Raw genomic sequence first — 26371 nt, forward strand, 5'->3', positions numbered from 1 at the left:
TTATGCCTCCTCGAGCTCGAGTTGGTTATCGGCAATATCCTGGGCGGTCGCGCGGTAGAGCTCGTCGATAAAGGCGACCTTAAAGCTTGCCGGGGCATCGGCGACAGCGGCGGCACGCGTGCCGGCAACGTTGTAGACGGCGGTGCCGCAGATGGCTGCCGTAAACGGATCGGCAGCGCAGGCGTACACAGCCAGCACGCCACCCTGCGAGCAGCCGCAGCCGGTGATCTTGGACATGAGCGGACTGCCGCCGTGGGACTTGGCCACCGTCGTGCCGTCGGTAATCAGGTCGACTTCGCCCGAGACCACTACGGCTCCGCCGGTGTAGCGGGCGAGCGCCACAGCGGCATCGCGGGCGGCGTCGACCGTGTCGGTGGTATCGACACCGCGCACGCGGCTCAGATCAGCTGCCTCGCCCTCAAGACCCCACAGGCCGGCGAGTGCGATGATCTCGGAGGCGTTGCCGCGCACGATGGCAGGCTTGTACTGCTTGAGCTCGTTTACCAGCTGGGTTCGCAGGCTACCGATGCCCAGGCCCACCGGATCGAGCACCCAGGGCTTGCCGGCGTCGTGTGCCGCCTTGGCCGCGCGGGGAATCGTCTGCTCGTAGATGGGGAAGAGCGTGCCCATGTTGAGATAGATGGCGCCGCCGCCGGCAACGAGCGCCTCGCCCTCGTCGGGCAGATAGACCATGGCGGCCGAACCGCCCACGGCGAGCTGAGCATTGGCGACAAAGTCGATCGTCACCGTGTTGGTGATGGAGCCGGCCATCGGATTGGTGGCGCGAATCTCCTCCACGGCCTTGACCACATTTTGCTTAAGCTGTTCCGAATCAATCACTGCACATGCCTCCTTGGCATAGAAAAGGGGCGCTGTGCATAGACAGCGCCCCTGTAAAGGCGGCATGCTCCCTACGCCAGCATTAACTGACAGGTTCAAAGGATTGGGCCCCATGCCCTCTCAGCCTTGTGGTTTGCACCGCCGGCACTCCCGCATCGAATCTGTTGTTCCCTATACTAGCGCACCTGCCAAAAAGGGACAGGTTTATTTTGGCAGGTCGTTACAATAGGTAGGACCGATACGAATGGGGGCCTTATGATTAAACTTGTGCTGACCGATATGGACGATACGCTGATTCCAGCCGGGCATGACGGCGCCAGCGACTACGCCATCGAGGGCATTCATGCCATGCAGGCGGCGGGTCTGCACTTTGGCCCGGTTTCGGGTCGCCAGCCGTCCGCGATGGGCTGGATGTTCCGCAATTGCGTCGAGTGCTTCTCGACCGGCGCGTTCTGCAACGGCCAGGTAATGTTTGTCGACGGTCAGGCGGTCGCTTCGCGCGCGACCGACAACGCCGCCCTTATGCGTTTGGCTGACTACTTGGAGCAGGAGACCGACGATACGTATCTGAAGGTCTACAGCCTGGGTGATGACTTTTGGAATAACGATGCCTACTGCGTGACGAGCGATCCCGAGCGCGTACGCCGCGCCATGGAGTCGGGCGGCAACGCGTGGCTCAAGGGCGAAGAGGCCCCGTGCCGTCCCGTCGTCGATGATGCGCCGGTGTTTAAGGCGAATATTTGGAGTGCCCGTTCACGTGAGGAGCTCGTGGAGCTACGCGAGCGCGTTGCCGCTGAGGTGCCGGAACTCTCGCTTGTGTTTCCCAACAATCGAGTGCGCCTGCTTGACATCCTTCCGGCCGGTTGGGACAAGGGCTGCGCTGCACTGGAGCTGGCGCGCGCTTTGGGCCTGACGACCGATGAGGTGGCCGTATTTGGCGATTCCGATAACGATCTGCCCATGATCGATGCCGTTCCCAACTCCGTTGCAGTCGCCAATGCCAACGAGGCCGTCACGGCTGCCGCGCGCTGGCATATCGGCGCTGCGGCAGACGATGCGGTTGCCGGGGCTCTGCATCAGATTGCCGCCTGCGCCGCGACGGGGGAGATGCCGCCGTTTATGCGTCAGATGGATGCGACGGGTTTCGACGTCACGAACGTCTAGGGAGAAAGCCATGAAGCTTCAGCAGCTCAGGTATGTCGTCAAAGTTGCCGAATGCGGCAGCATCACCGAGGCCTCGCGCCGGCTCTTTGTGTCGCAGCCTTCGATTACCGCATCAATCCGCGATCTCGAAAACGAGATGGGCGTGCACATCTTTGAGCGCACCAACAAGGGCGTCATTGTGTCCGAGGAAGGCGAGACCTTCTTGGGCTACGCGCGCCAGGTGCTCGACCAGGCCGACCTGCTCGAGGGCAAGTACAAGGGCGCGTCCGAGCAGGTGCCGCACTTTAGTGTGAGCTGTCAGCATTATTCCTTTGCCGTTAATGCGTTTGTCGATGTGATCCGTGAGTTCGATGCCGCGCGCTACGACTTTACCCTGCGCGAGGAGCAGACTCACGAGATTATCGAGGACGTCGCGCATATGAAGAGCGAACTGGGCATCCTGTACTTATCCGAGCACAATCGCGAGGTTATCGAGCGCATGCTGGCGGCCAACGAGCTCGTGTTCGAAGGACTATTCTGCGCCACGCCACACGTCTTTGTGTGTGCCGACCATCCGCTGGCGGGCCGCTCCAGCGTGACGCTCGAGGACCTGGAGGACTATCCCTTCCTGTCCTACGAGCAGGGCAGCTACAACTCGTTTTACTATTCCGAGGAACTGACCTCGACGTTTGAGCGCCGCAAGAATATCCGCGTGCGCGACCGTGCGACACTGTTCAACCTGGCCATGGGCCTCAACGGCTACACGGTGTGTTCGGGTGTGATCAGCCATGAGCTTAACGGTCCCGGCATCATCTCGATTCCGCTTGATGTAGACGAGTACATGGAGATTGGCATCATCACGCGCAAGAACACGACACTTACGCGCTACGGGCAGGCCTATATCGACGCGATTCGCCAGCATATCTAGGCTGCTGTGCTCCGCGCGGGTCAAATCTCTTTATGGCAGTCCAGACTGATATAGGAAACGTCTATATCAAACTGATATAAACGTATATTTTACGATGTCCATATGAGCGCTCATACTCTGTCCCAGTAAAGCAACCAATGCAAAGGGAGATATCTATGAGCACTTCAATTCAACCGAACGCGCCGTTTCGCGCCGATATCGTCGGCAGCTTTCTTCGTCCGCAGGCCGTAAAGGACGCCCGCGCTGCCTATGCGGCAGGCACGCTTGATGCCGAGGGGCTTAAGGCCGTCGAGGACGATGCCATTCGCGATTTGGTGGCAAAGCAGAAGGCCGCCGGTCTGCAGGTCATCACCGATGGCGAGTTTCGCCGCAGTTACTGGCACCTCGACTTTATGTGGGGGCTCAACGGCATTGAACGCCGTACCTCGCGTACGGGCTATATGTTCCACGACGAGGAGACCACGGCCGATACCGCCGTGGTAACCGGTCCCATTAGCGGCGAGAACCACCCATTCGTCGAGCACTTTAAGTTTGTCAAGGCGCTTGAGGGGGAGGGTCAGGTCGCACGTCAAACCATTCCGGCGCCGATCCAGACGTTCTCTGAGGTCACGCTCGATCGCTGCGACGGCCAGCAGGAGAGCCTGCGCGCTGTCTATAAGACCGATGAGGAGCTTGCCGACGCCATTGCAGCCGCTTATCGCACGGTGATCGCCGACCTGTACGCTGCAGGCTGCCGCAACATCCAGTTTGATGACTGCACCTGGGGCATCTATTGCGATACCGACTTTGTGTCCAAGACCGGAATGAGCCCGGTTGATCTGCAAAAGGTGAGTGAGCTGGGCGTGGCGCTCAACAACGCCGCCATCGAGGGCAAGCCCGACGACCTGGTCATTAACACGCACGTGTGCCGTGGTAACTACCACTCTACCTATGCCTTTGAGGGCGGTTACGATCCCATCGCGCCGTACCTGTTTGCGCATGAGAATGTCGATGCGTTCTATCTGGAGTTCGACACGCCGCGCGCCGGCGGTTTTGAGCCGCTCAAGTACGTTGCCCCGGGCAAGAAGGTCGTGCTGGGCTTGGTAACCACCAAGGCGGCAGAGCTCGAGAACGAGGATGCCATCGTCGAGCGTATCCGCGAAGCTGCAAAGTACGTGCCGCTCGAGAACCTGTATCTGTCGCCCCAGTGCGGCTTTGCCAGCTGCGAGATTGGCAACAAGCTGACCGAGGACGGACAATGGGCAAAGATCGCGCTGGTCAAGCGCGTTGCCGAGCGCGTTTGGCAATAGCGGTAACGTTCGCAGGTGACGGCGCGTGCGAGACATGGCGCATCGCGTACAATGGTTCGGATCGTATCGTTCGGGCAGGTAATCCGCTATGCCCGATCGCCCCTCCATTCGAAAGGACATCCATGTCCCAATCCTCGACGCCCGCTGTCGCCGATGCCATCTACGATGCGTCGTCGCTTGGCCGACCGCGCATGTTCCTGCTCGGCCTGCAGCATCTATTTGCCATGTTCGGCGCCACGGTGTTGGTGCCCGTGCTCACCGGCCTCTCGGTCTCGGCAACGCTGTTGTTTGCCGGCTTGGGCACGCTGCTGTTCCACTTCTTGTCGCGTGGCAAGGTGCCGGCATTTTTGGGCTCATCGTTTGCCTTTATTGCCGGTTATGCCGCAATCGCGCCCAACGGCGAGACCGAGCTTTTGCCCTACGCCTGCCTGGGCGTAGCTTGTGCCGGTCTGCTCTATCCGGTGCTGGCGGCGCTCTTCCGCGCGTTTGGCGCCAAGCGTGTCATGCGTTTCTTTCCGCCGGTGGTGACTGGCCCCATCGTCATTTCCATCGGCTTGATCCTGGCAAGTTCCGCTATTGCTAACTGCCAGACCAACTGGCTTGTGGCTGTCATTGGCGTTGCCGTTATCGTCATCTGCAACATCTGGGGCCGTGGCATGGTCAAGATCGTGCCGATTTTGCTGGGCGTTGTGGTGAGCTATGCCGTTGCGGCTGCGCTCGGCGAGGTTGATTTCTCGGGCGTTGCCGCCGCTCCGTGGGTCGGTCTGCCCATCGTGTGGGACAACACCGTGTTTGCACTCTTTGGGCCGCAGTTCGATAGCGGTCTTGCCACGACGGCCATCATCACCATCATGCCGCTGGCCTTCGCGACCATGATCGAGCATATCGGCGATATCTCTGCTATCGGTTCGACTTGCGAGCGCAACTACATTGCCGATCCCGGTCTGCATCGCACGCTGCTCGGCGACGGCCTTGCCACGATTCTGGCTTCGCTCTTTGGCGCTCCGGCCAACACTACGTATGGTGAGAACACCGGCGTGCTCGCCCTGACGCGCGTGTTCGACCCGCGCGTAATTCGAATTGCCGCGTGTTGCGCCATCGTGCTTTCGTTCTGCCCCAAGTTCGCGGCTGTCATTGCGGCCATGCCGGCGTGTGTGATCGGCGGTGTGTCGCTCGTGCTCTACGGCATGATCAGCGCTGTGGGCGTCCGCAACCTCATCGAGAACCAGGTCGATTTCCAGAACAACCGCAATGTGCTGGTGGCGGCTCTGGTGCTCGTGCTTTCGCTCGGCATTGCTTACAGCACCGCCAGTGCCATCGTGCTGGAGCTGGGCGGCGTGACCATTTCGCTGTCCGGCATTGCCGTGGGCTCACTGGTGGGCATTGTGCTCAACGCCATCCTGCCGGGTAACGACTTTGAGTTTGATGTCTCCGAGCTTGAGGAGGCTGCTGAGTAGCAGCTGCGTTCAGCTAAAACAAGATATGGTGCCCATGCGTATATGCGTGTGGGCACCATTTTTAATGTGTCAGTATCCAGTGGATGCCGCGGGCCATGCGTAAGTCGGTTTGGGCAAAGTGATTGCCGGGGTTGAGCTCCAGCGTTGTTGGAATGCCGCGCTCGACGAGCAACACTTCCATCGCGCGTGTGTCGTCGAGTACATGCCGCATCATGCGGTTGGGCGTCTTGGTTTCCTTTTTGCCGAGTGACAGGTAGACGGCTTGCGGGCTGCCGGCAAAAGGGGCCGTGCTGGCACGGTCGACAAAGTCGGGAAACCATAGCGACCCCGATGCGCTCGCGGCGCGGTCAAAGGCGTCGGTTTGCCAGAGGGACCAGAGTGCGAAGAGGCCCGCGAGCGAGTAACCGGCAATGCCGCGCCAGGTGGGCGGCTGAGGAAGCGACGACTCGACCTGGGGGATTATCTGATTCAGCAGCTCATCAAGAAAATCGGCAGCTTGGCCGCCGAAAGGCTCGGCATCGCGTACGGTCCCGTCGCATGCCCAGGGGCTCAGCTCGCGATTCCAATCGAGCCCGCCAATGGTGACGAGGGCGAATGGCGGACAGTCGAGCTCTCGGCAACACTTATAAACCTCGCTGCCGTCGCCCACGACCACAGGAAGGTAGATGACAGGCGCGCTTTCCGTATGATTCGAATAAACGGTTATCTGCTTTTGATGCGCTTCCATGACGGGCTTCTCTCAGTGTTGTGATATCGGCAGCCCCAATTGTCGCACGCCAGCGTATGCCGGTTGGGCTAGACCAAAGACAATCTCGTGCATCCCCTGCGGACGCATATGGAAAACGCCACCGCCGGAGGGGAGCTCGGCGGTGACGTTGTTAAACGGTGCTGGGGCTCGGGGCCTTCGCGGGAGCTGCCATGTGCGCAGAGGCGTCTAAGAACGCTTACGGCTCGCCATGGTGCCTGCGGCGATAGCGGCTGTTCCCGCAAGGACGGTTGCCACGATGGCCGCACCCGAGGTGTCGCCGGTTGCCGCGAGCACGCCGGTAGTCTTGGCTTTCGTGGTTGAAGCCGCAACGGCCTTGGTCGGCTTTGAGCCCTCAGGCTTGGGGTTCTGCTTGGACTCCGCGGGCTTGCTTTCTGCGGGCTTGGTCTCGTCGGGCTTGGGGTCTTCCGGCTTGGCTACCTCGGGAGGTGCGATGGTCGTACTTTTGGCGACTGCTTTGATATAGAGGGAGTCGACCGTGGCGTCGCCCGTGCCGATGGCTTGGCCTGCCTCGTAGATGCCGTCACGGAGCTTGCGATAGTCAATGACCTTGCCGCCTTCGGGCGTCTGGATGGCGGCGTTCTCAATTTTGATGGTGCCGATTGTCTTGCCGTCAGCGCTCATGGCACGGGCAAAGATTGCCGCTGTATCTCCTTCGGCCGTTACCTTGCTGCGGATGATCGAGATGACTGCGGGTGTGATGCCCTCGCTGGTCTGGGCGATGATGCCGATGTTCTCGCCTTGGGGTTCGCGCCTCGTCTCGCCATCTTGGTTTTCGCTGTAGGGGATGGGGCCGTCGCCGTTCTCGACATAGCGGGCTATGGCCTTGACAACGGAGTCGCTGATGTAGATGTGGCCGCCCTTCTCGTTGGGTCGATCGTTTCTGGTGGAGAATGCAGCCGAAACCTCGCCTTCCGCAAACGCGTCCACGGTGGAGCCGTTCTTGACGACGATGTCGTCCTGGTAGGTGAAGAGGGCGTTGGCGCCACCGTATCTGCCTTTACTTGCACGGACCGTCACGTTTGCATGATCGAGGGTGATGCCCTTGTGGGCATAGACGCCATATTCAACACCGTTTACGTTGAGGGAGGCGTTTGTGGCTGCGAGGCTGCCCTTGGCCTCGACGGCAGCGTCTTTCTCGGAGCTTGCCTTGACCTGGCCGCCGTCCGAGATGTTGATATTGCCGCCGCTCCAAAGGGCCTCACCATCGGCTGAGCTTGCCTCGACCGTCCCGCCACCCTTGATGGTGAGGTTCTTGTCGGCTCCAATACCCTTGTCCTTGGTAGCCCTGGCGGTGACGGCTCCGCTGTCGTCAATCGTGATATTGCCGTTTGCCCTGATGCCATCCGATGCACCCGTGGCGTTGACGTTGCCCGAACCTTTGATAGCGAGATTACCTCCGGCATTGATGGCATCAAACCCAGTGCTCGTGGCGTTGACGGATCCGGCTCCGTCGATGTTGATATTACCCGTGGAGAGGATAGCGTCCTCAGTAGATGTCACGCTGAGCGTGCCGCCCTCGTCGCCTTGGATATTGAGCTCGGCATTCTCGTTAGTGCCATGAGAAACGTTGATGCTTTCGATCCATTCGGCAGTGACGATGTTGGTTCCCGAGTAATTCACGTTGAGCTTGCCTGCGGCCTGGATCTCGCCGCCGTTATAGTTGTTGAGCTTCAAGTCGTCGGCGCCGTCCCACGACCAGGTACCGGCCTCGTCGCTCGCCGCGGTGTTGTACTTGTTGCCGCCGACCTTGACCCATTCCGCTGCGAGCGAGACGCTCGGCATGAGCAGCGAGCTCACCGTGAGCGCGCACACGGCGCCCGCGACGATGCGGCGCGTCACGCGGCGCCAGCTGCCGTGCGCGAGTCCTATGCGACGGCGAACGTCGGGTTCGGCAACATGGGTTCCGGCGGTAGTGTCATTGCGTTTGGGGGTCGTGAACAAGGCTGCCATGGTTGCTCCCGTTCTCATAGGGCCTATACGACTAGATTCAGCGTATCTGCTGGATGTTGCCGGCGGTAGTGCCGTTTGGAGGGCAAAATGGCCAAAATGGGGGAGAAATAGGCCGCACGCCGGCGCAGGGACCGGCGCTAAAAGAAAAGCGCGGGGCCGCATGGCGACTCCGCGCTTTATTGTTCAGCTTTTGCAGCCTTGCCCTTACGCTACGAAGAAGTAGACGAGGAAGGCAAGGGCCGCGATCCACCCGTCCCGTGCGAAAAAGTGTTTACGAGCGCTTGCGGCTCACCACGGCGCCCGCGGCGATGGCGGCTGTTCCCGCAAGGGCGGCTGCCACGATGGCTGCGCTCGAGGCGTCGCCGGTTGCTGCGAGTTTGCCGGCGATCTTGGCTCCCGTGGCTGCAACTGCAACGGTCTTGGTCGTCTTCGTGCCCTCGGACTTGGAACCCTCGGGCTTGGTCTCGCCTGGCTTCTCCTCGGGTTTGATCTCCTCGGGAGGCGCGATGACCGTGCTCTTGGTGACAGCTTCGTTATAGGGGGAGTCGATCACAGCGTCGCCCGTGCCGATGGTTTGACCCACCACGTAGAAGATGCCGTCATCGAGTTCTTCCTTGTTGCGATAGCCAATGATCTTGCCGCCTGTGGGCGTCTGGATGGGAGCGCCTTCGATCTCGATGGTGCCGATTGTCTCGCCGTCCGCGCTCACGGCAAGGGCGAAGATTGCCGCCGTGTCTCCCTCAGCTGTGACCTTACTGCGGACAATCGAGATGGTCGCGGGCGTGATGCCCTCCTTGGTCCGGGCAAAGATGCCGATGTTCACGCCCCTATGCTCGGGAATGACCGCGCCGCTTTGGTCGTTGCTGTAGTGATCGGGGCCGTCGCTACCGGACTCGACATAGCGGGCTATAGCCTTGACAACGGAGTCACTAATGTAGATGTGACCACCCGCTTCGTTGGGGTAGTAGTTTCTGGTGGAGATTGCGGTCGAGAACTGGCCTTCTGCGAACGCATCCACGATCGAGCCGTTCTTGATGACGATGTCGTCCTCGTCGGTGAAGAGGGCGCTGGCTTCATCGTTCCCTGCACTTGCACGGACCGTTACGGTTGCGCCATCGAACGTGATGCCCTTGTAGACATAGATGCCATACCCAACGCCACTTGCGTTGAGGGAAGCGTTCGTGACCGTGAGGCTGTTTTTACCGTCGATGGCGGCGTCTTCCTCGGAGCTTGCCTTGACCTGGCTGCCACCCGAGATCTCGATGTTGCCGTCGGCCCAAATCGCATTGTCTTTGATAGAGCTTGCCTCTACCTTGCCGCCGCCCTTTATGATGAGGTTCTCGTTAGCATCGATACCCTGATCCTCGGTGGCCTTGGCGGTGACGGTTCCGCTGTTGTCGATCGTGATGTTGCCGTCGGCCCTGATGCCATCCGAATCACCCGTGGCGTTAACGTTTCCCGAGCCCTTGATGGTGACATCGCCCCCGGCATCGATGGCATCGTGCTCGGTGCTCGTGGCGTTGACAGTGCCAGCGCCGTCGATGTTGATGCTGCCGACGGAAGTGATGGCGTCACGAGAAGATGACACGTTGAGCGTGCTGGACGCGTCGCCCTGAATATTAAGCTCGGCGTTCTCGTTCGCGCCATCCTTAACCTTGATGCCGCGGCCGTCGCCGTTAGTGACGGTGTTGTTGCCCTCGTAGCTCACGTTGAGCTTGCCCGCTGCCTCGATCGCGCCGCCGTTATAGCCGTTGAGCTTCATGTCGTCGGCGCCGTCCCAGGCCCAGGTGCCGGCCTCGTCGCCTGCTGCAGTGTTGTACTGAGTGCCGCCGACGTTGACCCACTCGGCCGCGAGCGAGACGCTCGGCATGAGCAGCGAGCTCACCGCAAGCGCGCATACGGCGCCTACAACGATGCGGCGCGTCACGCGGCGCCAGCTGCCGTGTGCGAGCAGCGTGCGACGGCGCACGTCGGGCTCGACAAAATGGGCTCCAGAGGTTTTGTCATTGCGCTTGGGGGTCGTGAACAAGGCGGCCATGGTTACTCCCATCCTCATAGGGCCTATGCGATTACGCCCAGCATATCTGCAGGATGTAGCCGGCGGTAGTGCCGTTTTGAGGGCAAAATGTCCAAAACTCGGGAAGCAATACATCGCGCGTCCGTGCGTTGCCTGGCTTTAAAAGAAAAGCGCGGAGCCGCTCGATGCGACTCCGCGCTTTGGTGTTCTGCTTTGGCAGCTTTGCCGCTACGCTACAAAGAAGTAGACGAGGAAGGCGAGGGCTGCGATCCACATGAGCGGCTTGATCTTGGAGGCCTCGCCCTTAAAGAGCGCGACGATCACGTAGGCGATAAAGCCCAGGCCAATGCCGGCAGAGATGGAGTAGGTGAAGGGCACGCCGGCGACAATCATGAACGCCGGGAAACCCTGCGACACGTCGGACCAGTCGATCTCGGAGGCCTCGCTCATCATGAGGTAGCCGACGTAGACCAGAGCACCGCAGGTGGCGGCGCTGGAAACGATGGTGACGATGGGGGAGAAGAACGCGGCGAGAATGAACAACACGCCGGTGGTGACGGAGGTGAGGCCCGTGCGGCCACCGTCGGCAGCGCCAGAGGTGGACTCGACGAAGGTGGTGATGGAGGAGACGCCCATGAAACCGCCCACAGCAGCGGCGGCGGAGTCGACGATCAGGATCTCCTTGATATTCTCGACGTTGCCGTCGTCGGTGAGGAACTCGCCCTGCTTGGCCACGGCCATCGCGGTGCCCATGGTGTCGAAGAAGTCGCTCATGAGCAGCGAGAACGAGATGACGAGGAGCGCGGGGTCGGTAAGGACCTTGACGATGGCAGGCACGCCGCCGGCGTCGGCGATGGGGCCACCGATGCTCGAGAAGTCGAGCGGGGCGATGATACCGGTCGGAGCCTGGGTCACACCTAGGGGGATACCGGCGATGACGGCGACGACGATGCCGATGAGCAGCGAGCCGGGGACGTTGCGGCAGGCGAGGGCGACTGTCACCAGGATGGAGATGATGCCGACGATGAAGGTGGGGGAGGTGATGTCGCCCAGACCGACGAGTGTACCGGCGCCAGCGGTGATAATGCCGGCATCGCACAGGCCAATCATGGCGATGAACAGGCCCAGACCCACCGAGATGGCGTGACGCAGGACAACCGGGATGGCGTCCATGATGGCCTCGCGCAGGCCACAAAGCACGAGCAGCAAGATGACGACGCCCTCAAGGAAGATGACGCTCATGGCCACGTGCCAGTCACCGCCGCAGACGGTGGTGGCGATTCCAGCGATCATCGCGTTGACGCCTAAGCCCGACGCGCAGGCGAGCGGGCGGTTGGCGAAGATGCCCATGCAGATGGTCATGATGCCGGCGCCCAGGCAGGTGGCGCAGGCGAGCGCCCCCGCATCGATGCCGGCGCCCGAGAGCACCGCGGGGTTGACGGCAATGATGTAGGCCATTGCCAGGAACGTTGTCAGTCCAGCGCGAAGTTCGGTCCCGATTGTGGACTTACGCTCGCTGACGTGAAATAGTTCGTCCATGCATACCCTTTCCTTGTTCGGCCCCGAGTTTAGGCCAATTGACACGAACTCACTTACTATATCGCCTTTACAACCTTGCTGTTCCTCACATGTTGATGTTCGGCGCTTTGTAGCGGACGGGCGGTATTTTCCGTATGAAAATGTGTGGGTACCGTATACTTAAGCGGTTACAACGACCCCTATGGAGGAACGTATGATTAAAGAGCTTTGCCACGACGAGGCTATCCTGTCCCAGCGTTGCGAGGTTGCGACCGTCGAGGACGAGTCGGTCGCACAGGACCTGATCGATACCATCAAGTCGCTCGACGATGCCGGCTGCCTTGCCGCTAACCAGATTGGCGTTACCAAGAAGGTTTGCGTCTACCTGGACGATGCCGGCGAGCCTCACGTACTCTACAACCCCCGTTTGGTGTTTGGCCTGGGCGCCAGCAAGATGGAGGAGAGCTGCCTGACGCACGAGGAGGTCACCAAGTCCACGCGCTATATCAAGTGCAAGGTTGCCTTTGACCAGATTGTCGACGGCAAGATGAAGGAGTGCCGCCGTGACTACGCGGGCTTTGAGGCACAGATGATCCAGCATATGATCGACCACTGCCAAGGTAAACTTGTCTAGGGTGACTACAGCACCGCACTTCGTCTCTTTTGGCCCGGGCATGACATTGTTGTCATGTCCGGGCTTTTGTGTTTAGCGCCTTTTTGTTTGGAGACAATGAACTTAGCAAGAACGTAAAGCTAGGAGGCGCCATGTGTACGAGTATCCGATTTACCGATAATTCTGGTCACATGTATCTGGGCCGCAACCTCGACTGGAGCTTTGACTACGGCCAACAGGTTCGCGTGATGCCGCGCGGGTTTCACATCCCGTATTCGTTTATCGACGACGCGACGGCGGTACACGCGGTGATCGGTATGTGCATCGATTACAAGAACTACCCTATGTTCTTCGATTGCGGCAACGATGCGGGCCTCGCCGTGGCGGGTCTCAATTTCCCGGGTTATGCCGAGTATGCCGAGGGGCCGGTTGATGGAAAGACCAATATCGCGGCCTATGAGTTTCCCCTGTGGGTGGCAGCGACGTTCTCGACGGTCGATGAGGTCGAGGCCGCGCTGCGCGACACGGTGATTGTCGCCAAATCTGCTGGAGAGGGGCTGGGCGTGTCGCTGCTCCATTGGATTATCGGCGACAGCCAGCGCAGCATCGTGGTCGAGATGATGGCTGACGGCCTGCATGTATACGACGATCCGGTCGACACCCTTGCCAACCAGCCGACCTTCCCGTGGCACATGGAAAACCTGCGCACCTATATCACCGCCACAAGCGATTTTCCGCAGACGGCGACATGGCGTGGCGCCGAGCTCAAGCCCTATGGCGCGGGTGCCGGCATGCGCGGTATTCCGGGTGACTGCTATTCACCGAGCCGTTTTGTAAAGGCGGCGTACCTCAATGCCAATTACCCGCAAAAGGAGAGCGAGACCGAAAACGTCGTCCGTATGTTCCGCTCGCTCGAAGGCGTGGTAATGATTGAGGGGGCGTCCAGGATGGGCGATGGCAAGTTCGAGAAGACTATCTACACCGGATGCTTTAGCGCGCGCACGGGCAATTATTACTACGCGATGTATGAGGATCCGTCGATTCGCTACGTGAGCCTGACAGATGCCGAGGGCGCGAGTCCCGATAGGCTCGTGGTTCCCGAGCCGCGTCGTTCGTAGCCGATAGCTTTACTGCAATGCAAAGCGGCCCTGCATCTCTCGCGAGGTGCAGGGCCGCTGTCGTTGATTTATGGCGTCGCTAGAAGTTGGCGTCGTTGAGTTGTTCGTTCTCGAGGCCGTCGAGCTGTTGCTGTTCGGGCGTATCGGCGACGCTCTCGAGCAACTCGGTGGGATCGACGTTCATGTCCTTACCGGCTTCGTTGCCGTTGACCAGGTCGTCCGAGAAGATATCGACTTCCATTTCCTCGGCCTCTTCGATCTGAACCTCGAGCGGCACCTGGGTGCGCACGAGCTTAACGGCCGGGCGCATGCGGGCAAACAGCGGCACGTACTCGATGATGATGGCCGAGTTCTCGAGACCGTACCAGCGTGCCGGGCTTCCGCAGGCGCGGCGGACGGCGTACTTGATGGCCATCACGCGGTGGTCATTGCGGTTGATGTCCGTTTCGGGGGCAAGCATCTTGCGCAGCATACAAAAGCGGAAGTCGCCCACGTTGCCGCGTGTCTCGTAGATGGAGTAGGTGTGATGTTGCGGCGGCAGCTCGCCCGATGCCATCAAGTCGCCGACGATCTGACGCAGATAAGCGTTGACGCGCTGGTTGACTTTAAAGCCCAGGTCCAGGCGAACGCGGAACAGGAAGTCCGTGCCAAAGGTCTCGACGGAATACTCGTGCGTATAGGGCTCATCGGTGACATACACGTTGATGAACCAGTATGCCTTGGCGCGCTTGGGATGCTTATCCAAGATGGAATAGAGCACATCGCGGTCGAGCGTGAGCGGGTCGGGGCTGTTGGTGAGGAACGCCAGGTTGTCGGCAAGCACGGGATAGGTCTCGTCGTTGCGCAGGCGGTCGAGCTGGTCAATGTACTTGGAGACGGGCAGCAGGATGGTCTGCGTGCGCTCGATGGCGGTGCCGCGGCGCCACACGTACATAAGGCCAAACAGCAGCGCGGCCAAGAAGATCATGACATAGCCGCCGTCAAAGAACATGGTGAGGCACGAGGCAAAGAAGCACAGCTCAATGGCGCCAAAGAGCAGTGCGAAGACGCAGGCACCCAGTTTGTGCTTGAGGATGCCGGCGATGTAGCTCGTCAAAAGCGTCGTGGTCATGAGCATGGTCACGGTGATGGCGAGGCCGTAGGCGCTCTCCATGCGCTCGGAGTTCTGGAACAGCAGCACGATGAAGATACAGCCGACCCACATGATGTTGTTGACGAGCGGAATATAGAGCTGGCCCTTGGTGTCGCTGGGGTAGTGGATGCGCAGGTGCGGCATGAGATTGAGACGGGTTGCCTCGGATACCAGCGAGAACGAGCCGGTGATGAGCGCCTGCGAGGCGATGATGGCCGCTACGGCCGAAAGCACGATGGCAAAGGGGCGCAGGGGCTCGGGAAGCATCATGTAGAACGGGTTGACGATATCCATCGCGAGCATCTGGGGGTTGGAGTTATTGGCGAGCAGCCAAGCTCCCTGACCCAGATAGTTGAGGATAAGGGCCGCCTTAACAAACGGCCAGGATGCATAGATGTTTGCCTTGCCCACGTGGCCCATGTCCGAGTAGAGCGCCTCGGCGCCGGTCGTCGACAGAAAGACGAAGCCGAGCACCATGATGCCCGAGTGGTTGATGGGCGAGAATAGGAACATGATGCCGCGAATGGGGTTGAGCGCGCGCAGGATGGACAGGTTGCCGAGCATGTTGAACAGGCCGGCGCCAGCCAGGAATAGGAACCATAGCGTCATAAGCGGGCCGAACAACTTGCCGATCGACGAGGTGCCGGCGCGCTGCATGGCAAACAGGCCGCAGATAATGATGATGGTGATGATGATGACGTTGGTCTGGCCGTCACCCAAAAGCGCATGGCCCCACTCGATAGTGCGCAAGCCCTCGATGGCCGTGGTAACCGTGACCGCAGGGGTGAGGATGCCGTCGGCGAGCAGCGCCGCGCCGCCGATCATGGCGGGGAGAATCAGCCACGGTGCCACCTTGCGCACCAGGCTAAACAGGGCAAAGATGCCGCCTTCGTTGTGGTTGTCGGCCTTCATGGCGATAACCACGTACTTGACCGTGGTCACGAGCGTCATGGTCCAGATGACGAGCGAAAGCGCGCCCAAGATCATGTCCTCGCTGACGGTGCCGATGCCGCCGTTGTTGGCGACGATTGATTTCATGGTGTACATGGGGCTCGTGCCGATGTCGCCATAGACGACGCCGAGCGTTACGAGCAACATGCCAGCGGAGAGGGGAATGGCTCCGTGCCCGCCTTGACCACGCTGGTCTTGGGGGCTTGCCTCCAGTTCGTTTTGTGCCACGTGGACTCCCTTGGACATCCGGTTATCTATCTAGGACAGATAACCTTTATGCCGTCTTTATACATACAAGAGCAGTTTGGCACATTGGTTAGCTTTAGACAATAATCCCCAGATGGGGATTATTCATATACGCAGGCAGCATTTCAAAGCGGGGGCTATTAAGCACGTGCTGCTTGAGCGATACCGGCTTTGGCGTTTGCGCGTTTGCCGGCGAGTTCGCAAAAGATCGCGCCGCCGATGATAAGCGCGGCGCCCATCAGACGGACCGGTGTTATGGCTTCGCCCAAAAGGACGGCCGAGAACACGACCGCCGAAAGCGGCTCGAGGTAGCCGACGACCGCGACGGTCTGGACGGGCAGCTTGGCGACAGCGCTAAAGTAGAGCAGGCAACCGATGCCGGTGTTGACGACGCCGAGCATGACGACGGCGCGCCAATCAATATTGGCGGCGACGCCGGCGGACAGGAATGAGGGGGCGCCCTGCGTGATGAGCGTGAGGACCAGCGCGGTCACAAAGGCTGCGCTCACCTGGAGCGCGGAGTTCTCAAGGCCTTCGATGTGTGGCGCACCCTTGCTGGCGATGACCATCAGCGCATAGCAAAATGCCGAGGCGATTCCGCAGGCGATACCAGCAATGGGCATATTGCCGCCTAGACCTTGCGCTGCAATGAGAAAAGCACCGCAAGCGACGGCGATAAAGCCGGCGATTTTGCCGCCGGTCAGCTTTTCGCCAAAGATGAGCGGGGAGAGCGCCATGACAATGATGGGGCCGCAGTAGTACAGCAGCGAGGATACGCCGACGCCGATCGTCTGGTAGGCGCGGAACAGAAAAATCCAGCTGGCGCCCAGCGCGGCTCCCGAGAGGAGGAGGGCTACGGCTTCGCGGGGGCGAGATGGCGCCTGCAGCTTATGGCGTTGGGTGATGACGAGGATGGTGACAAGCGAGAGTGCGCCCAAAAACGTGCGTAGTAGCACGATATCGGAGCTCGGCAGCGCGATGGCAGCGGCGATGATGCCGTTGGAGCCAAACAATAGCAATGCTGCTAAGTACGTAAGCAGTCCGTTGTTCATGCGCTGACATCCCCTCTATATCCGTGCATGTTCACTATGGGTGAACTGGCTATAGAAGAAAAGCGAATATAATGCATAGATAACATGACAAAAGCTCATGCATGGGTGGAGGGGTGCCGTGGAAACGAATGTTCAAAAGATGCAGGTGCTGCTGGAGACCGTGCGCGCCGGAAGCTTTACGCGCGCCGCCGAGCGGCTGAGCTATTCGCAGTCGGGCGTGAGCCGTATGGTGGCCGATCTTGAGGCCGACTGGGGCTTTAAAGTTCTCGATAGAAGCCGCGAGGGCGTAGTACTTTCTGCCGACGGGCGGCAAGTTATGCCGGCGGTCGAGGCGCTCTGTGAGGAATTCACTCGCTTGCAGCGACGGGTGGATGAGATGCGTGGGCTCATGCGCGGCAAAATCTGCATCGGTACGTTTTCGAGTGTGGCGACCCACGTGCTGCCGCCGGTGATTGCGCACTTTCGCGCCGATCACCCGGACGTCGATTACGAGTTGCTGATGGGTGATTACTCCGAGATTGAGCAATGGGTGGCGGAAGGCCGCTGCGACCTGGGCTTTATTCCGCGCGAACCACGCGGCGCCGGCATAGCGTCGCGGCCGTTGGTGCAAGACGAGCTGATGGCCGTGGTGCCAGCGGACTCCTCGCTTGCCACCGCGGAGGTCGTTTCCCTTGCCGATTTGGCCAACGAGCAGTTTATTCTGCTGGAACGCGGCACCGATGACGAGATTACGCCGCTGTTTCGTCGCGCGGGCCTGACGGTGCGTTCTAAGCTGTCGACCTGGGATGACTATGCGATTATGGCTATGGTCGAGGACGGCCTGGGCGTGAGCATTCTTCCGGCGCTCATCTTGCGCCGCTGCCAGTTCGATGTTGCCGTGCGCCCACTCGAGGGACATCCTCATCGGCAGATCAATGCGATATATCGCACGGCTGACGTTTCGCTTGCGGCGGCTCGTCTCCTTGAATATCTCTAAAGGCGCGTACCTGTTGTCCACTTTGGGACAATCCTCGGGGTTCGGTACATTTTCTTATGAAATTGAACTTTGGAATGAGGTGCCGCGTTATACTGCTGCCTAAATTGAACTCTGGTTCAATTCGTGTTCTATAAATTGAACTTTGCCAGCAAGGAGGTTCTAGTGGCCCAAGAGACGTTTAGCGATCGCCTGCGACAGACTATGTCCGATCGCGACGTTCGCCAGTCGGACGTAATCCGCGCATCGGAGATGCTCGGCAAAAAACTCGGCAAGAGTCAGATGAGCCAATATGTGAGCGGCAAGACGATTCCGCGGCGCGATGTGGCAGAGCTGCTCGCCCGCATTTTGGAGGTCGATGTTACCTGGCTGCTTGCCGGTGACGCCGATCAAGGCGAGGCATCATCGCCCCGTAACGTTTCCAAGCCCGAACCCCATCCCTCAGCTCAAATTCCAAGGAGCACCACCATGCGTACTTTTTCTAAATCCACCAAGCTCGATAATGTCCTGTATGACGTGCGCGGTCCCGTCGTCGACGAGGCTGCCCGCATGGAGGACGAGGGCGAGCGCATCCTCAAGCTCAATATCGGCAACCCGGCGCCCTTCGGTTTCCGCACGCCCGACGAGGTCATCAAGGACATGCGCCAGCAGCTGCCCGACTGCGAAGGCTATTCCAACTCGCGTGGCCTGTTCTCCGCGCGCAAGGCAATCATGCAGTACTCGCAGATCAAAGGCCTGCCCAACGTTCAGATGGAGCACATCTACACGGGCAACGGCGTGTCCGAGCTCATTCAACTTTCGATGAACGCGCTGCTCGACAACGGCGATGAGATCCTGATCCCCAGCCCCGACTACCCGCTCTGGACGGCGTGCGCGACCCTTGCCGGCGGCCATCCTGTGCACTACCTGTGCGACGAGCAGGCCGATTGGTATCCCGATCTGCAGGATATGGAGTCCAAGATCACGAGCGCGACCAAGGCCCTCGTCATCATCAACCCCAACAACCCCACGGGCTCCGTTTACCCGCGTGAGGTGCTCGAGGGCATCGTTGAGGTTGCGCGCAGGCACCAGCTCATGATTTTTGCAGACGAGATCTACGACCGCCTGTGCATGGACGGCTATGAGCACGTCTCGATTGCCTCGCTCGCTCCCGATCTGCCCTGTGTCACCTTTAGCGGCCTTTCCAAGTCGCACATGATCGCGGGCTATCGCATTGGCTGGATGGTGCTTTCGGGCAACCAGCGCTGCATGAGCGACTTCATCATGGGCATCAACATGCTCTCCAACATGCGCCTGTGCTCCAACGTGCCGGCCCAGTCAATCGTCCAGACGGCGCTCGGCGGCCATCAGTCGGTCAACGACTATATCCGTCCCGGCGGTCGTGTCTACGAGCAGCGCAACTTTGTGTATGAGGCGCTCAACAAGATCGACGGCATCTCGGTGGTCAAGCCGCGCGCGGCGTTCTACATCTTCCCCAAGATGGATGTTAAGAAGTTCAACATCACCGATGACGAGCAGTTCGCTCTCGACCTGCTGCACGAGAAGAAGATCCTGATCACGCGCGGCGGCGGCTTTAACTGGGCCGAGCCTGATCACTTCCGCATCGTGTACCTGCCGCGCATGGAAGTGCTTAAAGAGTCGCTCGAAGACCTCGCCGACTTCTTCGATCATTACCGCCAGAGCTAGTGGGATAGAAGCTCCGCACTATGAAAAGCTCCCTGCAGTTGTTTTGCTGCAGGGAGCTTTCTTGAATCGGCGGAACTATATAACAATTCCGTTGCAGTGGTCGATTTCGTGCTGGATGATCTCGGCGGTGTAGCCCGAGAAGTTTTTGATGCGGTGAACGAAGTTCTCGTCCAAATACTCAACCTTAATGCGGCGATAGCGGGTACAGGGACGCTCGCCGGTCAGCGAGAGGCATCCTTCGCTCGTCTGATAGGCATTGACCTGCTCAAGAATTTGAGGGTTGTACATCAGGAGTGTCCTGTTGCCGTCCTTTACGCAGATGATGCGTTTGCGCACGCCGATCATGTTGGCGGCGAGGCCCACGCACTCGCGCTCATGCTCGTGGAGTGTATCCAGGAGATCCTGCCCGGTTGCGGCATCGTCGGGTCCCGCGTCTTCGGAAGGCAGACGCAAAAAGAACTCGGATTTCATGATGGGCTTAATCATGGCGGGCTCCTCATGTCTTATGCTTTCGTGGACTTTTAATAATAGCGCGGAAGGAAAGCTGCGCGTCCGCGTTACAATCTTTTGACGTTGGACCATGTTGCCAGATTCGTCGTGTACGGCGTCTGGCGTAAGTCTAGGGCTCATTTTTCGCCCTGGACTGTTCCTCTGGGGCGATGCGACTGTCGTTCCAAGAGGAAGGAAATGCATGGGGAGCAAATCTCAGCAACAAGTTCAAGCAACGCCATCGGCCACTGCGGCGCTTCTCGTCGTTATGTATATTGCAGCCTTTGTTGCCGCGTTTAACGAAAACATCATTAACGTGGCGTTGCACGACATTATGGCAGCCTTTTCGGTGAGTGCCACCACGGCGCAGTGGCTCGTTTCGGGCTACATGATCGTGACGTCGATCTTTACGGCCATCATGGCCTTCCTGTCCGGCCGTTTCTCGACGCGCAAGCTGTTGTTTTTCGCATGCGGATGTATGGTCGCCGGCGAAGTCCTGTGTCTGATCGCTCCGTCGTTTAGCGTTTTGCTACCAAGTCGTATTTTGCAGGCTGCGGGATCGGGCATCTTGTTCCCGCTCATGATGAACGTGGTGCTGTCTTGCGCCCCGCGCGAGAAGCTCGGTCTGTATCTTAGCCTGGGCGGTGCCTGCATTACGCTAGGGCCGGCGTTTGGACCCGTAATCAGCGGTCTTATGTGCACGTTGTTCGGCTGGAGGGCGGTGTTCGTAGTGCCGCTGGTGGGCGGCATTGTGGTCGCTGCGGCGGGCGTTAAGCTTGTTCAGAATGTCGGAGAGCGCTCGAGCACCACGCTTGATATTCTGTCGGTTGTTTTGCTCGCCGCCGGCATTACGGCATTCGTGTATTCCGTAGGCGAGTTCTCGACCAATCCGATTGCCGGCATCGTGGCGCTTTTCGCCGCCATTGTGCTGCTCGGCCTGTTTGCGCCCCGTCAGCTCAAGCTCGAGCATCCGGTGCTTAACGTGCGTCCCATGGCGAGCGTTCGTTTTTGGCCCGCGTGCCTGCTTGTGGTGGTGTCGATGATGACGACGTTCTCGATGAGCGTTTTGTTGCCGCTCTATTTTGAGGGCGCATACGGCATGACCGCACTTATTGCGGGCTTGCTCATTTTGCCGGCGATTGCCTGCAACGCCGTGACCTCGATTGTGGGCGGACGCGTGATGGACGCCCGTGGCGCATGGCCGCTGCTGCCGGTCGGTTTTGCCCTGATTGCCGTGGGGCAGACTGCCATCTCGATGACGGCGGCAAGCATGAACATCGGCGTCGTCGTGGCGCTGACCGTTGTGGTGTATGCCGGAGTCGGTTTGGTGCTGAGCCCCTCGCAAACGGCCGGCTTGGAGACGCTACCCGCCGCTGAACATCCTCACGGAACGGCATTGCTTAACACGTGGAATATGATTGCCGCATCGTTTGGCCCGTCGCTGTTTATCGGTCTGCTCTCGAGTTCTGCTGCGACCGCCGGCGCCGCTGGCGCTGCGACAGACGTTGCCCAGGCGATTGGATTTGCAGCTGCCGTGCGTGTAGCGGCTGTAATTGCCGTGGTCGGGTTCGTGGCGTCGCTGGTGTACGCTCGTCGCGAGTCACACATGTCGCATTAATGTGTGCACATAGATTCTGCAGCTAGATTGGATGGCGACACCATAAACTAATGGACGTTTTGCCGAGAGGCATGAATGTTTAAAGCGCAAAGAGTGCGCGACGGGCCCCGCGAATGGGGCGATGATGCCCGAGAGGGCCAAGAAGGAGTCTCATGTCCGAGAACGAAGAGATCATGAACGAGACCGAGAACGAGACCATGGCTGCCGAGGTCGAGGCAGTCGAGACCGTGGAGACCGAAGCTGCCGAGGTTGAGGCTGCTGACGAGGTTTCCGCCGAGGAGGAGGCCGAGGTTGTCGAGGCCGCCGTTGATTACGATGACGAAGAGCTGATGGACAAGATGCAGAAGGCCGCCCGCCTGCTGCGTAGCCGTCGCTTTGCTATTTCCAAGGAGGAGGAGGCCAAGGCCGAGCGCATGGCGAACATCGAGCGCGCCATCAAGCTTCTTGACCTCAAGCCCAAGATGGAGCAGAAGGAAATGTCCGACTTGCTGGGCATGCGCCTTCGTGAGCTCGATGGCCTGATGGCTGAGGCCGAGGCTGCCGATCTGGTCGGCCGCATCGACGACGCCGAGGGCGATATGCGCAAGATTGTTGTCTTCGCCGCCGAGGATGCCGCTGAGGGCCTGGTCGAGCTTGCCAACAAGAAGGAGAAGCTCCTGCCCGAGCTTTCTTACGAGGAGGCCACCGAGCTGATGGCCGCTCTCGATAAGGTTATCGCTCCGCTCGTCGCCATGGGCCTGGACGAGGATCGCGGTCCTCGCGGCGGCCGTGACGACCGTGGTGGCCGTGGCGGCGACCGTGGCGGTCGCGGCGGCTTTGGCGATCGTGGTGGCCGTGGCGGCGACCGCGGCGGTCGCGGTGGCGATCGTGGCGGCCGTGGCGGTTTTGGTGACCGTGGCGGCGACCGTGGCGGTCGCGGTGGCAACCGTGGTGGCTATGGCGATCGCGGTGGCAACCGTGGCGGCTTCGGCGGCAACCGTGGTAACGACCGTGGCGGTCGCGGTGGCGATCGTGGCGGCCGCAACGGCGGCGGCTTCCGCGGCAACCGTTTTTAGTTACGGCGTTTTACCAAACGCCGTAACGGGCCGACGCTGCGCGGGCCGCATTTGGACAATCTGACGTTCAACTTCAAGGGCGCGACCAGAAGGTCAGCGCCCTTTCGTTTCACGTCACCTTGCCTCAAATGCGACCCGCTCGCTGTCCGTCCTCTGCCTGCGGCGTTGTCTTGCTCCGGATGCGGCAGTTAGGGACGTTCCTTTTCTGCCGGCAGCTTGGGACACTCCTTGTAGTCATTGGGGACGTTCTTAAATGACTAGTCGTTGGGGACGTTCTTGTTTGACTAGTCATTCAAGAACGTCCCCAACGACTACATAGCATGAGAGTGGATAATCTCCCAGTTTGGGCTCGCATTCAGGCTCAAAGTGGGAGATTATCCACTCTCGTTTCTGTTCTGCCTACATTTGTAGGAACAGTTCGTGGAGGCGGGTGTCTTCGTCGAGTTCGGGGTGGAAGGTTACGCCGAGCTGGTTGCCCTGGCGCGCGGCGACGATACGGCCGTCGACTTTCGCTAAGGCCTTTGCGTCGCCGTGGACCTCGACGATGCGGGGCGCGCGGATAAACGTCAGCGGCACTTCACCGTCGATGCCAGCTACCTGCCCCTTGGTTCGAAAACTGCCGAGCTGCCTGCCGTAGGCATTGCGCTCAACGAGCACATCCATGGTTGCCAGGCGCGGCGTGCCCTTATCGTCATGGGCGGCAAGGTCGTGAGCCAGCAGAATCAGGCCGGCGCAGGTGCCCAGGACGGGCATGCCTTCAACAATGCGGGTGCGAAGCTCCTCGAGCATGCCCAACTCATCTAGCAGCTTCCCTTGAACGGTAGACTCGCCGCCGGGAAGTACCAGACGGTCAAAGTCCTGCTTTAAATCAGCCGCCTGCCTCAGCTCAATACAGCGCGCGCCCAGCTCGGATAGTCTTGCCTCGTGCTCGGCAAATGCGCCTTGGACCGCCAGCACGGCGACCGTTTGGTCTGCATAATCGCTCATGTGCGATCCTTTCTGCTGGACTAGCGCCCGCGCTCTTCCATGATAATCTCGATCTCGTCGGCGTTGATGCCCACCATGGCCTCGCCCAGGTCCTCTGAAAGCTCGGCAATGAGCTTGGCATCGGTGAAGTTTGCCACGGCCTTGACGATGGCGGCTGCGCGCTTGGCGGGGTCGCCGCTCTTAAAGATGCCCGAGCCGACAAACACGCCTTCGGCGCCCAGCTGCATCATTAGCGCGGCGTCGGCGGGGGTCGCTACGCCGCCGGCGGCAAAGTTCACGACGGGAAGCTTACCCGTGGCATGGACCTCGCGCACCAGCTCGACCGGAACCTGCAGTTGCTTGGCTGCCTCAAAGAGCTCGTCGTCGCGCAGGGCAACAACGTCGCGGATCTGCTTTTGGATTTTGCGCATGTGACGCACGGCCTGAACGACGTCGCCCGTACCCGGCTCACCCTTGGTGCGAATCATCGTGGCGCCTTCGGCAACACGGCGCAGCGCCTCGCCCAGATCACGGGCGCCGCAGACAAACGGCACGTCAAACTGGGTCTTGTCGATATGATAGACGTCGTCGGCGGGGGAGAGAACCTCGGACTCATCGATGTAGTCGATCTCGATGGCCTGAAGGACCTGCGCCTCGACGATGTGACCGATGCGGCACTTGGCCATAACAGGGATGGAGACGGCCTCTTGGATGCCCTTGATCATCTTGGGGTCGCTCATGCGCGAGACGCCGCCTGCGGCGCGGATGTCGGCCGGAATGCGCTCGAGTGCCATGACGGCGCAGGCGCCCGCCTCCTCGGCGATGCGTGCCTGCTCGGGCGTGGTAACGTCCATGATGACGCCGCCCTTGAGCATCTGCGCGAGCTCGCGATTGAGTTTGACGCGGTCGGCCTTGCTGTTCTGTTCTGCCATGGTTGCTCCCTTGGTTGGCATGTGCATTGCTTGACGGAACATCCTATCGGGGAGCTGGGTATGACAAAATACTCAGTTTTCGAGATAATTACAAGGTCAGACTAATACCAGATTGAATGACTTAATAAGGTCAGGTGATAGGCTCATGCTTGACTACAATTTGGAAAAACGCGGCGAAGCATCGCTCTATGAGTATGTTTACCAGCAAATTCGAGATGATATCGTAGCTGGACGTATTGCGGCGGGGGAGCATTTGCCGTCTAAGCGCGCCTTTGCCAGTCATCTGGGAATCAGTGTTATTACCATCGAGAATGCATATAGCCAGTTACTCGCTGAGGGCTATATTTGCTCAATACCACGTCGTGGCTACTACGCTTGCGAGCTTCCGGATGCACCGGTTTTGGCTTCGGCTGCGGAGGGCATCGACCGAGATGCCGTCTCTGTGGGCCCCAGCGTGCATGATGTCAACGGACAGGTCGAGCGATTCGATGCGCTTTCTCCTTCTGCTTTGGAGGCGGCGCGGCTTTGGCAAAGCGCGCTACGGGCGACGCTGGCATCCGAAGACGAGCGCGAAATCTTTTCGCCCGCACCGGCGCAGGGCACTGCTCGGCTGCGACGCGCAATTGCTCACCATCTGCACGGGACAAGGGGTATGAATGTCGACCCCAACAACATCGTTATCGGTGCGGGCGCCCAGCTGCTCGATACCATGTTGGTTCAGTTGCTTGGCGCGGACAAGGTGTATGCGGTTGAGGATCCGGGCTATTTGCGTCTGACGCGTATCTATCAGGCTATGGGCTGCAAAGTTCGTCATATCCCGTTGGATGATGAGGGCGTGGACTTGAGCACTCTGCAGAAAAGCGGGACCGATGTCCTTCACCTGATGCCGTCCCATCAGTATCCGACCGGTCTTGTGACGAGCATTGCGCGTCGCTATGCGCTTCTGAGCTGGGCCGCCGAGCGACCAGGTCGGTATCTCATCGAAGATGACTTTGATTGTGAGTTTCGCCTTGCCGGGAAGCCGATTCCCGCGCTCGCGTCGATCGATGCCGCCCAGTCGGTTATATACACCAACACGTTTTCGAAGAGCCTTTCATCGGCGTTGCGTTTGGCGTACATGGTGTTGCCCGATGAGTTAATGGAGCGGTTTAGGCGCAACCTTGGTTTCTACGCCTCGTCGGTGAGCTCTGTTGATCAGGTCGCTTTGGCGCGTTTGCTGGAATCGGGTGATTACGAGCGACATGTGAACCGCGTGCGCGTTCGTGCTCGCGAGGCGCGTGATGGCCTGATGGCGCTTGTGCGGAAGGTATTTCCGGCAGGAGAGGTCTCGATCGAGCATGCAGACGCGGGCCTTTACAGTATCGTGGCTGCGGAGCGTGGAACGGGCAGAAGCACTTTTGCACGGGCCCTCACGCGCTCGAGCATCCCTTTTATCGATATCGGTGACTGTTTTTGGTGTGCCGATGGCGCATCTGTCCCTGAAAACTCAACTCAAATTCTTGTTCAGTATGACGATCTGAGTCCAAAAGTGCTAACTAGCTTGGAATTGCAGCTAATGGGGGGTGTTCCTATAGTTTTGTCAACTGGGAAATGCTCTTCGTGCGACCGAATCGCGGCATGCTGACGCCA

At 59.7% G+C, this 26371-nt stretch carries 21 protein-coding genes and 1 riboswitch; of the genes, 11 read left to right on the forward strand and 10 right to left on the reverse strand.

Going from position 1 to position 26371, the window contains the following annotated elements:
- Complete coding sequence (thiM, locus tag ACKUTP_RS08595) at positions 1-840, reverse strand: hydroxyethylthiazole kinase (protein WP_343006613.1); 840 nt, start codon at positions 838-840, stop codon at positions 1-3.
- 51 nt (positions 841-891) lie between these two features.
- Positions 892-1002: riboswitch (TPP riboswitch) on the reverse strand.
- Positions 1003-1095: 93 nt separating this feature from the next.
- Here thiM and ACKUTP_RS08600 point away from each other — a divergent pair.
- The 4 genes from ACKUTP_RS08600 to ACKUTP_RS08615 all read left to right on the forward strand — a co-directional run bounded on the left by ACKUTP_RS08600 (position 1096) and on the right by ACKUTP_RS08615 (position 5657).
- The gene (locus ACKUTP_RS08600) at positions 1096-2004 is read left to right on the forward strand and encodes an HAD-IIB family hydrolase (protein ID WP_409064106.1); all 909 of its coding nucleotides are present in this window, start codon (positions 1096-1098) and stop codon (positions 2002-2004) included.
- A gap of 10 nt (positions 2005-2014) precedes the next feature.
- The gene (locus ACKUTP_RS08605) at positions 2015-2911 is read left to right on the forward strand and encodes a LysR family transcriptional regulator (protein ID WP_148331535.1); all 897 of its coding nucleotides are present in this window, start codon (positions 2015-2017) and stop codon (positions 2909-2911) included.
- Positions 2912-3066: 155 nt separating this feature from the next.
- Positions 3067-4200: a 5-methyltetrahydropteroyltriglutamate--homocysteine S-methyltransferase gene (locus ACKUTP_RS08610; protein WP_409064107.1), complete on the forward strand. Its 1134-nt coding sequence runs from the start codon at positions 3067-3069 to the stop codon at positions 4198-4200.
- A 122-nt stretch (positions 4201-4322) separates the two neighbouring features.
- On the forward strand, positions 4323-5657 hold the full coding sequence (locus ACKUTP_RS08615; protein ID WP_409064108.1) for a uracil-xanthine permease family protein: 1335 nt from the start codon (positions 4323-4325) through the stop codon (positions 5655-5657).
- Positions 5658-5718: 61 nt separating this feature from the next.
- On the opposite strand, the gene ACKUTP_RS08620 is transcribed toward ACKUTP_RS08615, so the two are convergent.
- The 4 genes from ACKUTP_RS08620 to ACKUTP_RS08635 all read right to left on the reverse strand — a co-directional run bounded on the left by ACKUTP_RS08620 (position 5719) and on the right by ACKUTP_RS08635 (position 11932).
- On the reverse strand, positions 5719-6384 hold the full coding sequence (locus ACKUTP_RS08620; protein WP_409064109.1) for an alpha/beta hydrolase: 666 nt from the start codon (positions 6382-6384) through the stop codon (positions 5719-5721).
- Positions 6385-6591: 207 nt separating this feature from the next.
- Positions 6592-8376, reverse strand: coding sequence for a hypothetical protein (locus tag ACKUTP_RS08625; RefSeq protein ID WP_409064110.1), 1785 nt, complete (start codon positions 8374-8376; stop codon positions 6592-6594).
- A 271-nt stretch (positions 8377-8647) separates the two neighbouring features.
- Positions 8648-10414, reverse strand: a complete 1767-nt coding sequence (locus tag ACKUTP_RS08630) for a hypothetical protein (protein WP_409064111.1) — start codon at positions 10412-10414, stop codon at positions 8648-8650.
- 207 nt (positions 10415-10621) lie between these two features.
- Positions 10622-11932: an NCS2 family permease gene (locus ACKUTP_RS08635; protein ID WP_349127384.1), complete on the reverse strand. Its 1311-nt coding sequence runs from the start codon at positions 11930-11932 to the stop codon at positions 10622-10624.
- Between the two features lie 193 nt (positions 11933-12125).
- Here ACKUTP_RS08635 and ACKUTP_RS08640 point away from each other — a divergent pair, with 193 nt between their 5' ends.
- Both ACKUTP_RS08640 and bsh read left to right on the forward strand, forming a co-directional pair.
- Positions 12126-12545 (forward strand): peptide deformylase, encoded by a 420-nt coding sequence (locus ACKUTP_RS08640; protein ID WP_022094377.1) that lies wholly within the window; start codon positions 12126-12128, stop codon positions 12543-12545.
- A gap of 131 nt (positions 12546-12676) precedes the next feature.
- The gene (gene bsh / locus ACKUTP_RS08645) at positions 12677-13642 is read left to right on the forward strand and encodes a choloylglycine hydrolase (RefSeq protein ID WP_409064112.1); all 966 of its coding nucleotides are present in this window, start codon (positions 12677-12679) and stop codon (positions 13640-13642) included.
- A gap of 79 nt (positions 13643-13721) precedes the next feature.
- Here the strand turns inward: bsh and ACKUTP_RS08650 are convergent, their stop codons facing one another.
- The gene (locus tag ACKUTP_RS08650) at positions 13722-15971 is read right to left on the reverse strand and encodes a KUP/HAK/KT family potassium transporter (protein WP_409064113.1); all 2250 of its coding nucleotides are present in this window, start codon (positions 15969-15971) and stop codon (positions 13722-13724) included.
- 140 nt (positions 15972-16111) lie between these two features.
- Positions 16112-17023, reverse strand: coding sequence for a DMT family transporter (locus tag ACKUTP_RS08655; protein WP_409064114.1), 912 nt, complete (start codon positions 17021-17023; stop codon positions 16112-16114).
- 118 nt (positions 17024-17141) lie between these two features.
- On the opposite strand from ACKUTP_RS08655, the gene ACKUTP_RS08660 reads away from it, so the two are divergent.
- Together ACKUTP_RS08660 and ACKUTP_RS08665 are read left to right on the forward strand one after the other, a co-directional pair.
- The gene (locus ACKUTP_RS08660) at positions 17142-17999 is read left to right on the forward strand and encodes a LysR family transcriptional regulator (RefSeq protein WP_233509009.1); all 858 of its coding nucleotides are present in this window, start codon (positions 17142-17144) and stop codon (positions 17997-17999) included.
- Positions 18000-18200: 201 nt separating this feature from the next.
- Positions 18201-19682 carry an aminotransferase class I/II-fold pyridoxal phosphate-dependent enzyme gene (locus tag ACKUTP_RS08665; RefSeq protein WP_117716532.1) on the forward strand — a complete coding sequence of 494 codons (1482 nt, stop codon included), beginning with the start codon at positions 18201-18203 and terminating at the stop codon, positions 19680-19682.
- Between the two features lie 75 nt (positions 19683-19757).
- Here ACKUTP_RS08665 and ACKUTP_RS08670 read toward each other — a convergent pair whose 3' ends face one another.
- Entirely contained in the window at positions 19758-20168 is a 411-nt protein-coding gene (locus ACKUTP_RS08670; protein WP_409064115.1) for a peptide deformylase, read from the reverse strand.
- A gap of 205 nt (positions 20169-20373) precedes the next feature.
- Here ACKUTP_RS08670 and ACKUTP_RS08675 point away from each other — a divergent pair, with 205 nt between their 5' ends.
- Together ACKUTP_RS08675 and ACKUTP_RS08680 are read left to right on the forward strand one after the other, a co-directional pair.
- Entirely contained in the window at positions 20374-21789 is a 1416-nt protein-coding gene (locus ACKUTP_RS08675; RefSeq protein ID WP_409064116.1) for an MFS transporter, read from the forward strand.
- A 152-nt stretch (positions 21790-21941) separates the two neighbouring features.
- On the forward strand, positions 21942-22844 hold the full coding sequence (locus tag ACKUTP_RS08680) for a hypothetical protein (RefSeq protein ID WP_368143398.1): 903 nt from the start codon (positions 21942-21944) through the stop codon (positions 22842-22844).
- A gap of 399 nt (positions 22845-23243) precedes the next feature.
- Here the strand turns inward: ACKUTP_RS08680 and pdxT are convergent, their stop codons facing one another.
- Positions 23244-23831: a pyridoxal 5'-phosphate synthase glutaminase subunit PdxT gene (gene pdxT, locus ACKUTP_RS08685; RefSeq protein ID WP_195544259.1), complete on the reverse strand. Its 588-nt coding sequence runs from the start codon at positions 23829-23831 to the stop codon at positions 23244-23246.
- Between the two features lie 20 nt (positions 23832-23851).
- The gene (pdxS, locus tag ACKUTP_RS08690; RefSeq protein WP_349115195.1) at positions 23852-24742 is read right to left on the reverse strand and encodes a pyridoxal 5'-phosphate synthase lyase subunit PdxS; all 891 of its coding nucleotides are present in this window, start codon (positions 24740-24742) and stop codon (positions 23852-23854) included.
- A 145-nt stretch (positions 24743-24887) separates the two neighbouring features.
- Here pdxS and ACKUTP_RS08695 point away from each other — a divergent pair, with 145 nt between their 5' ends.
- Positions 24888-26366 carry a PLP-dependent aminotransferase family protein gene (locus ACKUTP_RS08695; RefSeq protein ID WP_409064117.1) on the forward strand — a complete coding sequence of 493 codons (1479 nt, stop codon included), beginning with the start codon at positions 24888-24890 and terminating at the stop codon, positions 26364-26366.
- Positions 26367-26371: the final 5 nt, after the last annotated feature.

Origin of the sequence: Collinsella sp. wc0529 (genome assembly GCF_046116875.1) — a bacterium.
In the GTDB taxonomy this organism is placed as follows: domain Bacteria; phylum Actinomycetota; class Coriobacteriia; order Coriobacteriales; family Coriobacteriaceae; genus Collinsella.